The 12,257-nt window shown below is 72.5% G+C and carries 13 protein-coding genes; 4 read left to right on the top strand and 9 right to left on the bottom strand.

The window, feature by feature from the left end:
• Nucleotides 1-50 precede the first annotated feature (50 nt).
• Together AACH10_RS17060 and AACH10_RS17055 are read left to right on the top strand one after the other, a co-directional pair.
• Complete coding sequence (locus AACH10_RS17060; protein ID WP_341411656.1) at nt 51-839, top strand: helix-turn-helix transcriptional regulator; 789 nt, start codon at nt 51-53, stop codon at nt 837-839.
• Nucleotides 840-1,033: 194 nt separating this feature from the next.
• A complete protein-coding gene (locus AACH10_RS17055; RefSeq protein WP_341411655.1) occupies nt 1,034-1,645 on the top strand; it encodes a Crp/Fnr family transcriptional regulator in 612 nt (203 codons plus the stop codon).
• A gap of 95 nt (nt 1,646-1,740) precedes the next feature.
• Here AACH10_RS17055 and AACH10_RS17050 read toward each other — a convergent pair whose 3' ends face one another.
• The 4 genes from AACH10_RS17050 to AACH10_RS17035 all read right to left on the bottom strand — a co-directional run bounded on the left by AACH10_RS17050 (nt 1,741) and on the right by AACH10_RS17035 (nt 5,916).
• Complete coding sequence (locus AACH10_RS17050) at nt 1,741-2,664, bottom strand: M48 family metallopeptidase (RefSeq protein WP_341411654.1); 924 nt, start codon at nt 2,662-2,664, stop codon at nt 1,741-1,743.
• Nucleotides 2,665-2,737: 73 nt separating this feature from the next.
• Nucleotides 2,738-4,372 (bottom strand): AmpG family muropeptide MFS transporter, encoded by a 1,635-nt coding sequence (locus tag AACH10_RS17045; protein WP_341411653.1) that lies wholly within the window; start codon nt 4,370-4,372, stop codon nt 2,738-2,740.
• A 75-nt stretch (nt 4,373-4,447) separates the two neighbouring features.
• Entirely contained in the window at nt 4,448-5,374 is a 927-nt protein-coding gene (locus AACH10_RS17040) for an anti-sigma factor family protein (protein WP_341411652.1), read from the bottom strand.
• Between the two features lie 2 nt (nt 5,375-5,376).
• Nucleotides 5,377-5,916, bottom strand: coding sequence for an RNA polymerase sigma factor (locus tag AACH10_RS17035; protein WP_341411651.1), 540 nt, complete (start codon nt 5,914-5,916; stop codon nt 5,377-5,379).
• Between the two features lie 170 nt (nt 5,917-6,086).
• Here AACH10_RS17035 and AACH10_RS17030 point away from each other — a divergent pair, with 170 nt between their 5' ends.
• On the top strand, nt 6,087-7,022 hold the full coding sequence (locus AACH10_RS17030; RefSeq protein ID WP_341411650.1) for a LysR family transcriptional regulator: 936 nt from the start codon (nt 6,087-6,089) through the stop codon (nt 7,020-7,022).
• 187 nt (nt 7,023-7,209) lie between these two features.
• Nucleotides 7,210-7,854: a PEP-CTERM sorting domain-containing protein gene (locus AACH10_RS17025; RefSeq protein WP_341411649.1), complete on the top strand. Its 645-nt coding sequence runs from the start codon at nt 7,210-7,212 to the stop codon at nt 7,852-7,854.
• A gap of 14 nt (nt 7,855-7,868) precedes the next feature.
• On the opposite strand, the gene AACH10_RS17020 is transcribed toward AACH10_RS17025, so the two are convergent.
• From AACH10_RS17020 to AACH10_RS17000, 5 genes are all read right to left on the bottom strand, one after another.
• Nucleotides 7,869-8,537 carry a nitrous oxide reductase accessory protein NosL gene (locus AACH10_RS17020; RefSeq protein WP_341411648.1) on the bottom strand — a complete coding sequence of 223 codons (669 nt, stop codon included), beginning with the start codon at nt 8,535-8,537 and terminating at the stop codon, nt 7,869-7,871.
• 2 nt (nt 8,538-8,539) lie between these two features.
• Nucleotides 8,540-9,082, bottom strand: coding sequence for a nitrous oxide reductase accessory protein NosL (locus AACH10_RS17015; RefSeq protein WP_341411647.1), 543 nt, complete (start codon nt 9,080-9,082; stop codon nt 8,540-8,542).
• Nucleotides 9,079-9,894: an ABC transporter permease gene (locus AACH10_RS17010; RefSeq protein ID WP_341411765.1), complete on the bottom strand. Its 816-nt coding sequence runs from the start codon at nt 9,892-9,894 to the stop codon at nt 9,079-9,081. Before AACH10_RS17010 ends, AACH10_RS17015 begins: the two co-directional genes overlap by 4 nt.
• 64 nt (nt 9,895-9,958) lie before the next feature.
• Nucleotides 9,959-10,909 (bottom strand): ABC transporter ATP-binding protein, encoded by a 951-nt coding sequence (locus AACH10_RS17005; RefSeq protein ID WP_341411764.1) that lies wholly within the window; start codon nt 10,907-10,909, stop codon nt 9,959-9,961.
• An 83-nt stretch (nt 10,910-10,992) separates the two neighbouring features.
• A complete protein-coding gene (locus tag AACH10_RS17000) occupies nt 10,993-12,204 on the bottom strand; it encodes a nitrous oxide reductase family maturation protein NosD (protein ID WP_341411763.1) in 1,212 nt (403 codons plus the stop codon).
• Nucleotides 12,205-12,257 lie beyond the last annotated feature (53 nt).

The raw sequence follows: 12,257 nt of genomic DNA, 5'->3' as shown, positions 1-12,257 counted from the left end.
AAAGCGTGCCGTCGGCAGCGCAGGGCGCCCGACATGCAGGAGGGAACACCATGCTGGATCTGCACGACACCCGCAGCGCGCAAGTCGCCGAGTTCTATGCCGGCTTCGCCGCCACCCTGCCCGCCACCCGCGGCCGCGGCTACGCCGGCCCCGAGCGCCGCGGCGCCGCCTCGCAGCAGCACCGCCGCATGGCGCAGATGCTGGACACGCTGGACCACGGCCTGCTGCTGGTGGATGCCGAGGGCCGCGTCGCCCACCTGAACAAGGCCGCGCGCCGCGACCTGGACGCCACGCACCCGCTGCAGCTGGCGGGCGATCACCTGGCCACCCGCCTGGGTGCCGACACCGTGCCGCTGCGCGATGCGCTGCAGGGCGCGGCGCTGCGCGGCCTGCGCCGCCTGCTGATGCTGGGCGAGGGCAAGCAGCGCGTCAGCGTGGCCGTGGTGCCGCTGGCGCCGCTGGGCACCGAGAGCCAGCACGGCGTGGCCCTGCTGCTGGGCCGCCGCCAGGTGTGCGAGGAGCTCACGGTCGACTGGTTCGCCCGCGCCCACGGGCTGACGATGGCCGAAACGGCCGTCATCAAGGGCCTGTGCGCCGACTACACGCCGCAGGAGATCGCCCAGCGCCAGGGCGTGGGCCTGGCCACCATCCGCACGCAAATCGGCAGCATCCGCCAGAAGACCGGCGCCGGCAGCATCCGCGCGCTGGTGCGCCAGGTGGCCCTGCTGCCGCCGCTGGTGAGCGCGCTGCAGGCCCCCGCCGTGGCCGGCACGCCGGCCCCCACGGCCAGCGAGGCGCCGCGCGCCGTGCGCACGGGCGGACGCACGCTCAACGCCTGAGGCCCCACGCCCCCGCCTGACGTCTCGGGCAGCCCCGGGCAGCCCCTGGGCGCAGCGGCGCATCCGGGTAGCATGCGTGGTGCTGCGCGGGCCACACAGGGCCGGCGCAGCGTTGCGTCATGGTTGCCCTCGCCCCTTCGTCTCCGCTTGCCGCCCCGCCTGCCACCGGCCCGGCCGATGCCGGTGGCGCCAGCATGTCCGACACGCTGCGCGCCCTGGCCGGGCGTGGCGAGACGCGCCGCTACCGCAAGGGCACGCTGCTGATCCAGGAAGGCGACCACGGCGACACGCTGTTCATCATCCTGAGCGGGCGGCTGCGCGCCTTCAGCGCCGGCGATAACGACCGCGAGATCACCTACGGCGTCTACGGCCCCGGCGAGTACCTGGGCGAGATGAGCCTGGACGGCGGCCCGCGCTCGGCCAGCGTCATCACGCTGGAGACCACCACCTGCTCGGTGGTGAGCCGGCGCACGCTGGAGCGCTTCATCTCCGAGCGGCCGGAGTTCGCCTTCGAGCTGCTGGCCAAGGTGATCCGCCGCGCCCGCGCCGCCACGCTCAACGCCCGCCAGCTGGCGCTGAACGATGTGTACGGCCGCCTGCGCCTGCTGCTGGCCGAGGTGTCCACGCCGCACGACGACGGCCACCGCATCGTCACTGAGCGGCTCACGCACCAGGAGATGGCGCACCGCCTGGGCTGCTCACGCGAGATGGTCAGCCGGCTGATGAAGGACCTGGAGCGCGGCGGCTACACCACGCTGCAGGATTCACGCATCCACATCCTCAAGCCGCTGCCGCAGCGCTGGTAGCCGACCGGAGCGGCGCGAGGCCAGCGCCGGGCCGCTCCCAAGCGGCCTCGCCACCCCCGCGGGGGGTGGTCTGCCGTACCCGGCAGACCGGGAGCTCAAGCATTCGGCGGGCCGAACCGCTGGTCGGGCTTCGCCGCCGCTTCGTACATCGGCATCACGCGCGGATAGCGGGCCTCGATCTCGTGGATGCGCGTCTCGCCCGACGGGTGGGTGGACAGCCACTGCGGCGGCGCGCCCTTGCTGGCCGCCAGCATCTTGCGCCACAGCGAGGCGCCGGCCTCGGGGCGGTAGCCGGCCTGGGCCGACAGGATCAGGCCCAGCGCATCGGCCTCGGATTCGTCGTCGCGCGAGAAGCGCAGCGTGAGCAGCTGGCCACCCATGTCGGCCACGCCGCGGCCCACATTGCCCAGACCAAACAACGCTGCGCCCAGCTCGATGGCCCCGCGCGTGGCCATGGTCTTGCCCATGCGCTCGCGCGCGTGCTCCAGCAGCGCATGCGCCACCTCGTGGCCCATGATCACCGCCACCTCGTCGTCGTCGAGCTTGAGCCTGTCGAGGATGCCGAGGTAGAACGCGATCTTGCCGCCGGGCATGCAGAAGGCATTGAGCTCCTTGCTGCCGATCAGGTTGACCTCCCAGCGCCATTCCTTCGCGCGCGGGTTGCAGTCGTAGGTGAGCGGGATGATGCGGTTGGCGATGTAGCGCAGCCGCTTGACCTGCGGATGGTCCTTGGGGGCCAGCGCCTGCTGGCCGTTGGCCTGCTGCAGCATCTGCCGGTACTGCTGGCCAGCGCCCTGCTCGATCTGGTCGGCGCCGGTGAGCTTGGCAAAGCCCGAGCGCTTGCATTCGGGCTCGGCCGCGGCGGCCGGCAGGCCGGTGGTGACGGCCAGCACGCCGGCGCCCAGCAGCGCGCCGCCCAGGCGGCGGCGGGCATGCAGCATGCAGCGGCAGCCGTCGGCATGGCGGGCCAGGGCGGGCAGATCCACCTGGGCATCGGTGCGGAAGTGCGTGTCGGTCATCGGTCGGCGGCTCGAGGGCAGGGGCGGCGGGCGTGGCCCGGATGGTCTCAGATGGCGGCGCGCTGCGGTGGTTTCAATCGTCCAGCGGTGCGGAGGCCGTCACCTCCAGCCGCTGCACGGTGGCGCGCAGCCACCACAGCATGGCCAACGCCGGCAGCGCCACCACGGTGGACACGATGAAGAAGGCCGGCCAGCCGATCGACTCGGCCAGCACGCCGGCCAGCGGCCCCACCCACACCCGGCCCACCGAGGCAAAGGCGCTCAGCATCGCGAACTGCGTGGCCGTGAAGCGCTGCTGCGTCAGGCCCATCAGGAAGGCCAGGAAGGCCGCCGTGCCCATGCCGCCGGCGATGTTGTCGACCGCGATCACCGCCAGCAGCGAGCCGTCCACCGGCGTGGCCTGCTTCAGCGCCACGAAGCCCCAGTCGAAGGCCGGCAGCAGCACCGCGCCCAGCGTGCCCTTGCCATAGGCAGCCAGCCACCAGTAGCCCAGGTTGCTGACCATCTGCAGCACGCCGAACAGCATCAGCGCGCGCCACAGGCCCAGGCGCAGCATCAGCACGCCGCCGGCCAGCGCGCCGGCAATCGTGAGCCACAGGCCCAGCACCTTGTTGACCACGCCCACCTCGGCCGAGCTGAAGGCCATGGCCTTGAGCAGGAAGGGCGTGACCAGCGCGATGGCAAAGGCATCACCCAGCTTGTAGAGCACGATGAACAGCAGGAACAGCCCGGCGCCGGGCTGGCTGAAGTAAGCGCGCAGGCCGCCCAACAGGGTGTCGAAGCGCGCGGCGCGGGCCGTCCAGGCGGCCAGCGGCAGCGTGAAGCCCAGGCCCAGCAGCAGCGCCGCCAGGTCGATCCAGCGCGCCTGCAGCGGCGCCGGCAGGCTGCCGGTGGCCAGCCACGGCCCCAGCACCGCGCCGGCCGCCGGCGTGAACACCTGCTGCGTGGCCACGTAGCCCACGGCCACCGCCGCCAGCACGGCCAGGAAGCCCAGCACGTCCTGCCGGCCGGCCACGGCCGGGGCGCCGGCGCCGGCATCCCCGGCGCGTGGTGCCAACACCGGCAGCTTGGGCAGCAGCAGCAGCGACAGGCCGGCCGCCACCGCCATGGCCAGTGCCATCCAGCGGTAGACCTGCGGCCAGGTCAGGCCGCCGCCCTGCACCGGGTCGGTCCAGATCATCGCCAGCCCGCCCGACACCACCATGGCCGCGCGGTAGCCGGCCACGTTCAGCGACGAACCCAGGCCGCGCTCGGCCGGCGGCAGCAGGTCGGTGCGGTAGGCGTCGATGACCACGTCGTGCGAGGCCGACACGAAGGCCACCGCCACCGCCAGCAGCGCGAAGGCCTGCAGCGCGCCCGGCGGGCCGTTGGGCGTGACGGCGGCCATGGCCACCAGGCCGCCGGCCAGCGCCAGCTGCGTGATGACCAGCCAGCCGCGCCGCCGGCCCAGCAGGCCCACGGCCGGCTCGAAGCGGTCCATCAGCGGCGCCCACAGGAACTTGAAGGTGTAGGGCAGGCCCACCAGGCTGAGGAAGCCGATGGTGGCCACGTCCAGCCCCGAGACACTCAGCCAGACCTGCAGCGCCTGGCCGGTGAGCGCCAGCGGCAGGCCGGAGGCGAAGCCGAGCACGGCGACCACCAGCCCGCGGTGCAGGGCGGCGGCCGTCGGCCGGGAACGGGTGGGGGCGGACGACGGCGCTGCGGGCATCGGCGGCATTCTAGGGAGCCGGGGGGCCGGCCCCATGCCGCTGCCGCCAGGCGCGGGCCGGCCGCGGGTGGCCGATCAGGACGCCGGCCGTCCGCCGGCGGGCTGCAGGCTGTCGGGCCGCGAGGCACCGCCGTCCGGCGTGCGCACGATGCCGTCTTCCACCTGCTTGTACACGGCCTCGGCCAGCGCCAGCAGCCGCTCCTTGGGCAGGTTGCCCACCAGCGCGCAGCCGAAGCCGTCCTCGGTCCAGTAGAACAGGCCCAGTTCGCCGTCGCGCTGGTAGCGGAAGGCCGTGTCGGCGCCGGCCTCGGGGCGGCGCAGGTAGACGGTGACGCGCTGGCCGCCGCTGTTCTGGTACATCAGCTGCGCGCTGGGGCCGGCGGCATCGGGCAGCAGGCGGCCGCCCACCAGCTCGAAGCCGTGGGCGCGCAGGTCGAACAGCTTGACCGGCATGTCCAGGCGCTTGGACAGCCAGCGCGCCAGGTGCTCCTCCTGCGCGCGCTGCTCGGCGGCGCTGCCCTGGGCCACGTTCACCTCCACCGGGTGGCGCACCTCGGGGGCGTAGACGGCATGGGCCATGGCGGCGCGGTGCGTCCAAGCCAGCGGCGACGGGCGCGCCCAGCCCCGGGCCTGCAGGGCCACCTGCAGTTCGGGCGAGTTCCACACCACACCGGCGCCCACCAGACCACCCAGCACGCCACCGGCCAGCAGCAGCCCGGCGGCCCAGGCCAGCGGCAGGCCGCGGCGCGGCGCGGGGGCTGGCGCCGCGCTGCGGCCCCCATCGCGCACCAGCGTGTGCCAGGCCTCGGGCACGGGCTCGTCGGCCAGCGGCGCCAGGCGGGCGCGCAGCGCGTCGCGGTCGGCGGCCCACAGGCGCACGCGGGCGGCGTCTTCCGGGTGCTCGCGCAGCCAGGCATCCACCTCGGCGGTGGCGGCGCTGTCGAGCTCGCCGTCCAGCCAGGCCGAGAGGCGTTCGTCGTCGGGGCGTTGGTTCGGGTCCATGGCTAGATCACCCGCCGCAGGTTGGGGGTGCCTTCGGGACGCGCCGGGCTGCGGCCGTCCAGGTGCTCGCGCAGGGCGGCGCGGGCGCGCGAGACGCGCGACATCACTGTGCCGATGGGGATGCCCAGCGCCTCGGCGCACTCGGCATAGCTGAACTGCTCCACGCTGACCAACAGCAGCGGCTCGCGCTGCTCGAGCGGCAGGCGCGCCAGCGCGGCCATCAGGTCGATGCGCAGGCCCACGTCGGCGCCGGGATCGGCGCGCAGCGCATCCTGGCGCGCGTCGGCCTCGGCCGGCTCGACGATGCTCAGCCGGCTGTCGCGGCGGCGCTGGTCGAGGTGCGCGTTGTGGGCGATGGACAGCAGCCACACCACCATGTCGCGCAGTGGGTCGAACTGGTGCCAGTGCGTCAGCGCCCGCTCCAGCGTGGTCTGCACCAGGTCGTCGGCGACGCCGGGATCGAAGGCCAGCGAGCGCGCATAGCGCCGCACCCGCGGGATGGCGGCAAGCAGTTGCTGGCGAAAAGCGGCAGGAGCGTCCACGCGAAGCCTACGGGCCGGGGTGCCGGATTATTCCGCCGCCGCGGTCCAAGCACCTGCTGGCGTCCACGTCATGGTGATTCGTGCACGGCCCTGCGCCCAACGCAGCGCACAATTGCGAAATTGCAGTAAGCCTGGCGGCCACCCACCGGCCTGCCCACCGACACATCCCGATGTCCGAACTCGATTGGAGCGACCTGCGCTATGCCCTTGCGGTGGGCCAGACCGGCTCGCTGGCCGGCGCCGCCCGCCAGCTGGGCGTGAACCACACCACCGTGCTGCGCCGGCTGGACGCCCTGGAGCAGCGCCTGGGTGCGCGGCTGTTCGAGCGCGCCCGCGCCGGCTACCTGCCCACCGAAGCCGGCGCACTGCTGCTGGAGCAGGCCCGCCGCATGGCCGACCAGGCCGAGGAGATCGAGCGCCGCGTGACCGGCCGCGACCGCGAGCTGACCGGCCCGCTGCGCGTGACCACCGCCTTCGTGGCCATGGAACACCTGCTGCCGCAGCCGCTGGCCGACTTCGCCCGCGCCTTCCCCGGCATCGAGGTGGAGGTGGTGGAAAACGCCTTCATGGCCGACCTGAGCCGCCGCCATGCCGATGAGTCCAGCGGCTGGGCGCGGCGCGAGGCCGATGTGGCGATCCGCCTGTCGCACCAGGTGGCCGAGCACCTGGTGGGCCGCCAGCTGGGCATGACGCAGTGCCGCGTCTACGCCCGCCGCGGCGCACCGGGCCTGCCGCAGACCGTGCTGCCGCTGGCCACGCTGCTGAAGGAGGCGCCGTGGATCGCCTTCGAGCGCGACAGCCAGGCCCGCGTGTACGACCACTGGATGCGCAAGCACCTGGCGCAGGCCAGCGTGCGCCTGCGCGTGGACATCTTCAACGCCGCTGCGGCCATGCTGCACACCGGCATCGGCGTGGCCGTGCTGCCCACCTTCATGGAGGCCCGCCACCCCGACCTGCTGCCGGTCAGCGAGGTGATCCCGGAACTGGCCGTGCCGGTGTGGATGCTGACCCACCCCGACCTGCGCCAGACCGCGCGGGTGCGCTCGTTCATGCAGTTCGTGGGGGACCGCGTGGCGGCCCTGCTGGCCGCCGCCCACACTGGCTGAACCCGGGACACGGTGGCGTTGAGGCCCCCCGGATCCGGGGACCCGCGGCCGGTGTTTAGGGATCGACGCGCAAGCAGTTGTTACCGACATTGCCTTTCGTCAACCCGGTGGCGGGTCGGCGGCGGCCCGGCAGCAGCCAGGCCCCGCCGGCGATGCACTTTCATCGACCGACGACAAAGGCAGCGCGATGCGTTCCACGATCCTGGCTGCGGCACTGGCTGCCGCGGCAGTCACCCTCCCGGCCACCACGAATGCGGCCGCCATCTTCCAGTTCAGCGAGGTTGGCGGCAATGTGGTGGGCACGCTGAGCGGCTCGCTCAACCTCAACGGGGCCACCCCGTACGCCGCGAACTCCACGGCGTACGGCAGCAGAGTGTTCTACAGGAACGGAAATATCCCGCTGTTCCAGTTGCAGGCCTCGGACAGTGCGGTCAACAACCAGGCCAATACCTGGCTGCTGGAAAGCGGCGTGACCGTCGGCACCCTGGACTCGAAGAGTGTCGCCGGCACCTCGACCGGTGGCACCAGCAAGTTCGAGATCGTGTACGACCCGAACCCGAGATTCAGCGACTACCTGTACCTGCCATCCAACTACGTCAGTGGCGGCGCGCTGAGCCGCACGCTGACCTTCTCGAACCAGAGCTTCCAGAGCCTGGGCATCGCGGCTGGCGACTATGTCTTTGCACTGGCCGGATCCCACGACACGGTGACCCTGCGCTTCCAGAACAGCACCAACGTGCCCGAACCTGGCGCACTGGCACTGGCGCTGGCGGCGCTGGGTGCAGCCGCCACCGTCCGGCGCAAGCCGGTGGGGCGTTCGTCAGTGGCCTGAACGGCAGCCGCGCGTCAATGCGCGTGGCCGGATCGCGCGGCGGAACGCGCATCCAGTGCCGTCAGAACGGCCGCATCGATCTGTGCGGCGGCCAGCACCTGGCCGCCATGCCCTTGGGCAAAGCGCTCGGCGGCTGAGCGGCTGGCAAAGGCCGGCAGGTTGCCGGCGCGCATCGGGCCCAGCGCGTCGGAGCCCTGCACATGCCAGGCGCCGATCGCGTCGATCCAGCCGCCGCCCTCGGTGTCGCGCACATACAGCGCGGCCAGGTCCTGCCGGCTGCGGCCGCGGGCGTAGCGGCCCACGTCCTGCAGGAACAGGTGCAGGCTCAGCGGCGAGTCGAAGAAGTGCGCGTCGCCGTCGCGGTAGATCACCTGCGCCGCCCAGGCCGCCGCGCGCGCCGGGAACATGCCGCACACCGGGCAGCGTGCCTGAGCGGGCACCGGGCGTGGCGCCAGGCGCGGCTGGCCGCTGGCGGGGTCGAACGGCAGGGCCGGGGCGAAGAAGCACACCTCGTCAGCAGGCACCGGTGCGCCGCGCGCCGGTGCCGACCGCTGCGTGGTCAGCGCATCGATCCAGTGGCGCAGCGCCGGTCCGCCCGCCCCGGTGAGTGCCCCGCCCGCCGCCAGGGCCAGTGCGGCCGCCCACAGCCAGCCGGTACGCGGCAGGGTGGTGGCGACGCGCATGGCTACATCCTGCTGTCGTGCAGCGCGCCACCCGACAGGTCCACCATCTCGGGCTTGATCTCGGCATAACGCAGCACGCGGCCGCCGAACTCCGCGGCGAACTTCTGCGCATCGGCCTGCTGCGCGAAGCTGGCGATGGTGGGGCCCATCGAGCCGTGGCGCTTGCTGCCCAGCACGAAGTAGCCGGTGCTGGCGTCGAACCACGCACCGCGCGGACTGGCCCAGTCGGCCTTGGCCATGTCCTGCACATACACGGCGCGCACCTGGCGCACCTGCTCGGGCTTGAGCAGGGTGGCGAACAGCTCCACCGTGTCGCAGAACCACAGCGGCCTGGCCTCGCCGGCGTAGTGCACCTGGGCCTTCGGGCCGGGGTAGTCGGCCAGCAGCATGCCGTCCAGGTCGCAGGTGGTGGCGCGGTCGATCTCCAGCGGCGCGGTGCTGGCGGTGGTGGCGCCGTCGCGGCCGCAGGCGCCCAGCGCCAGCAGCAGCGCCGCGGCCGCGGCATGGCGCAGCAGGCGTGCGCGGGAAACAGGGGTGAACATCATTGGCGGAATCTCCAGGCGGCCACCATCAGTGGGGCCACGATCCAGGCCAGCATGGCCACGCCCATCACGGCCGGGTTGGCCAGCGCCGGCGGCACGATGCTGGCCAGGCCGTACAGGCTGCGCACCTCGTCGAGCGAGAACACATTGAGGATGCGGAACACATCGGCCGGGTTGGCCAGCAGCAGCCAGGCGAAGGCCTCGCCGCCGAACTGCCCGCCGCTGACCACCAGCGCGCCCAGCAGCAGCAGGTCGAACACCAGCACGAAGAAGAACCAGGCGGCGATCGCCAGGCCCGAGGCGCGCGTGCGGTCGGCGGCCAGCACCGACACCATCACCGCCAAGCTCAGGAAGGCCCAGCCCAGCAGCAGCGCGCTGAGCATGAAGCCGCCGAAGTGCCACAGCCCGGCCGTGCCCAGCTGCAGCGCCAGCAGCACCGCCACGCCGCCAAAGCCCAGCAGTGTGCTGAGCGTGAAGGCCGCAGCCAGCCCGAGGTACTTGCCCAGCAGCAGCTCCAGCCGCGTGACCGGCAGCGCCAGCAGCAGGTCGAGCGAGCCGCGCTCGCGCTCGCCGACGATGGCGTCGAAGCCCAGCAGCAGCGCGATCAGCGGGATCAGGTAGATCACCAGGCTGACCAGGCTGGCGATGGTGACCTCGATCGAGCGCAGGCCCACGGCACCCTGCTGCGCACCGCCGACGTAGGCGATGACCAGCGCGAACACGGTGAACACCGCGGCCACGGCCAGCACCCAGCGGTTGCGCAGGCGGTCACGCCACTCCTTGGCGGCGATGGTGAGGATCTGGCGCGGCTCGATCCACGCCGAGGCGGCAGCGGCGACGGGTGGCAGGGCGTGTGCGGCAGCCATGGCGGTCGCTCCTTCAGTCGGACATGCCGAAGAACAGGTCTTCGAGCGAGGGTTCGATCAGTTGCAGGTCGGCCAGGCGCGGCCCCAGCGCTGCCAGGGCGGCCAGGGCAGGCAGCTTCATGGCGCGAGGGCAGCGGGCGGCAAAGGAATCGCCCTCGGCATCGGCGCGCCACTGACCGTCGGTGAGCGGCAGGCTGTCCAGCACCGCCTGCACCACGCTGCGGCTGGCGGCACGCGCAGCGGCATCGCCCGTGGCCAGGCGCAGCTGCAGGCGCAGCGGCAGCGCCACGCGCTCGCGCAGCGCCTGCACGCTGCCCACCGCCTGCACGCGGCCGGCGGCCAGGATGGCCAGGCGGTCCACCCGCTCCTGTAGCTCGGCCAGGATGTGCGAGGTGATGACCACCGTGACGCCCTCGTCGCGCAGCGCGCGCAGCGTGGCGTAGAAGCCGCGGATGGCCTCGGGGTCCAGCCCGTTGGTGGGCTCGTCGAGGAACAGCACCTGCGGCGCGCCCAGCAGGGCCTGCGCAAAGCCCAGGCGCTGGCGCATGCCCTTGCTGTAGCCGCGCACCGCGCGCTGGCCGGCATAGGCCAGGCCCACGCGGTCGAGCACCTCGTTGCAGGTGGCATCGAGCCCGCGCGCCGGCAGGCCCTTCAGGCGGCCGAAGAACTGCAGCGTCTCCAGGCCGCTCAGGTTGTCGTACAGCACCACGTTCTCGGGCAGGTAGCCGATGCCGCGGCGCACGCTGCGGAAACCCCGGCCCGACACCGGCTGGCCCTGCACGCGGATCTCGCCGGCGGTGGGCGGCAGCAGGCCCAGCATCATCTTGAACAACGTGCTCTTGCCGGCGCCGTTGTGGCCGATCAGGCCGAACAGCTCACCGCGCGGGATGTCGAGATCCACGCCATCGACGGCATGCAAGGCGCCGAAATGCTTGACCACGCCGCTGAGCTGCACGGCGGGCATGGCCGCCGGGGCGCGGGCCGCCAGCAACTGGAGGGGAGCGGCTTCGGGTGCACGCATGGTCGGGCTCATCCTGGAACGGTGGATCAATCGGCGACGGTCTGGCGGCCCAGCCAGGGCGCCCAGTCGGCATGGCCGGGCTTCATGCGCGGGTGGGCGTCCACCACGCTGGGCACGCGCAGCAGCGGGAACTGCTGGGCCACCAGACGCAGCGCCTGCACGGCCGGGCTGGCCATCAGCAGCTTCACGGCCGGGTGGCGCCACACCAGGCGGTCGACCAGGTCGTTGGCCTCGTAGCGCACATCACCGCGGCCGTCGCCGTCGCGGTCCCAGCCGAGGTAGTTGCTCCAGTGGTTGCCCGCGGCGCCGCCCCACACCTCGTCGCGCGTGCCCACGTAGCGCACCTGCTCGCGGTTGCCGATGAAGTCATTGCCCTCCACCACGTTGCGGGTGGAGCCGGCCGCCAGGTGCACGCCCACGCGGTTGCCCGCCACCAGGTTGCCGCGCAGCTTCGTGTACTCGACGTCGTAGATGAAGAAGCCGCGCACGTTGCCGGCCACCACGTTGTCCTCGACCACCGAGTCCTGGATCGAGCGCAGCATGATGCCGTGGTCGGTGTTGCCCCAGGCGCGGTTGCGGCGCACCACCTGGTCGCGCACTTCCATCAGCGCCAGGCCGCCGCGGTTGAAGTAGCTGTCGTTGTCCTCCCACACGTTGTAGTAGGAGTTCATGTAGTGCGTGCCGTAGCGGCTGTGGTGCAGCCGGTTGCCGCGAAACAGCGCGTGGTGCGACACGTCCACATACAGCGCATCGCGCACGAAGCTGATGTGGTTGCCGACGATCTGCGCGCCATTGGTGTTGTACAGCTGCACGCCGTTGCCGCGCTGCGCGCTGTTGAGCTCGCGCTTGCCGGTGATCAGGTTGTTCTCCACGCGCACATCGTTGGCCTTCTCGATCCACAGGCCGAACAGGGTGTAGACGATGTCGCAGCGGCGCACCACGGCACGGTGGGCGCCGGGGCGGATGTAGATGCCGGCGTTCTGCGCGTTCAGGTCAGCGCCCGAATCGCGCACGATCAGGCCTTCGATCGTGACGTCGGGCGCGGTGACGCGGATCACGTCACCCTGGTTGGCGGCCGAGATCGTGGGGTGATCGCTGCCACGCAAGGTGAGCGGCTTGTCGACCAGCAGGTTGCCGGCGTACTGGCCGCGCGGGATCACCAGCACATCGCCCGGCGCAGCCTGGTCGATCAGCGGCTGCAGGGCCTGGCCGGGCTGGGCGGTGAGCGTGGCGGCCATGGCCGCACCGTGCAGCAGGCTCAGCGCCAGCAGCAGGCTCAGGGCGGACGCTC

The sequence above is a fragment of the Pseudaquabacterium inlustre genome (assembly GCF_038066595.1).
Taxonomy (GTDB): Bacteria; Pseudomonadota; Gammaproteobacteria; order Burkholderiales; family Burkholderiaceae_C; genus Pseudaquabacterium; species Pseudaquabacterium inlustre.
This window is presented reverse-complemented; position numbering and strand designations above follow the sequence as displayed.

Coding starts and splice junctions, on each gene's coding strand:
- AACH10_RS17050 (WP_341411654.1), bottom strand. CDS start 2,664: ATGACCGACACGCACTTCCGCACCGATGCCCAGGTGGATCTGCCCGCC.
- AACH10_RS17015 (WP_341411647.1), bottom strand. CDS start 9,082: ATGATGTTCACCCCTGTTTCCCGCGCACGCCTGCTGCGCCATGCCGCG.
- AACH10_RS17055 (WP_341411655.1), top strand. CDS start 1,034: ATGTCCGACACGCTGCGCGCCCTGGCCGGGCGTGGCGAGACGCGCCGC.
- AACH10_RS17030 (WP_341411650.1), top strand. CDS start 6,087: ATGTCCGAACTCGATTGGAGCGACCTGCGCTATGCCCTTGCGGTGGGC.
- AACH10_RS17025 (WP_341411649.1), top strand. CDS start 7,210: ATGCGTTCCACGATCCTGGCTGCGGCACTGGCTGCCGCGGCAGTCACC.
- AACH10_RS17000 (WP_341411763.1), bottom strand. CDS start 12,204: ATGGCCGCCACGCTCACCGCCCAGCCCGGCCAGGCCCTGCAGCCGCTG.
- AACH10_RS17060 (WP_341411656.1), top strand. CDS start 51: ATGCTGGATCTGCACGACACCCGCAGCGCGCAAGTCGCCGAGTTCTAT.
- AACH10_RS17045 (WP_341411653.1), bottom strand. CDS start 4,372: ATGCCCGCAGCGCCGTCGTCCGCCCCCACCCGTTCCCGGCCGACGGCC.
- AACH10_RS17040 (WP_341411652.1), bottom strand. CDS start 5,374: ATGGACCCGAACCAACGCCCCGACGACGAACGCCTCTCGGCCTGGCTG.
- AACH10_RS17005 (WP_341411764.1), bottom strand. CDS start 10,909: ATGCCCGCCGTGCAGCTCAGCGGCGTGGTCAAGCATTTCGGCGCCTTG.
- AACH10_RS17020 (WP_341411648.1), bottom strand. CDS start 8,537: ATGCGCGTCGCCACCACCCTGCCGCGTACCGGCTGGCTGTGGGCGGCC.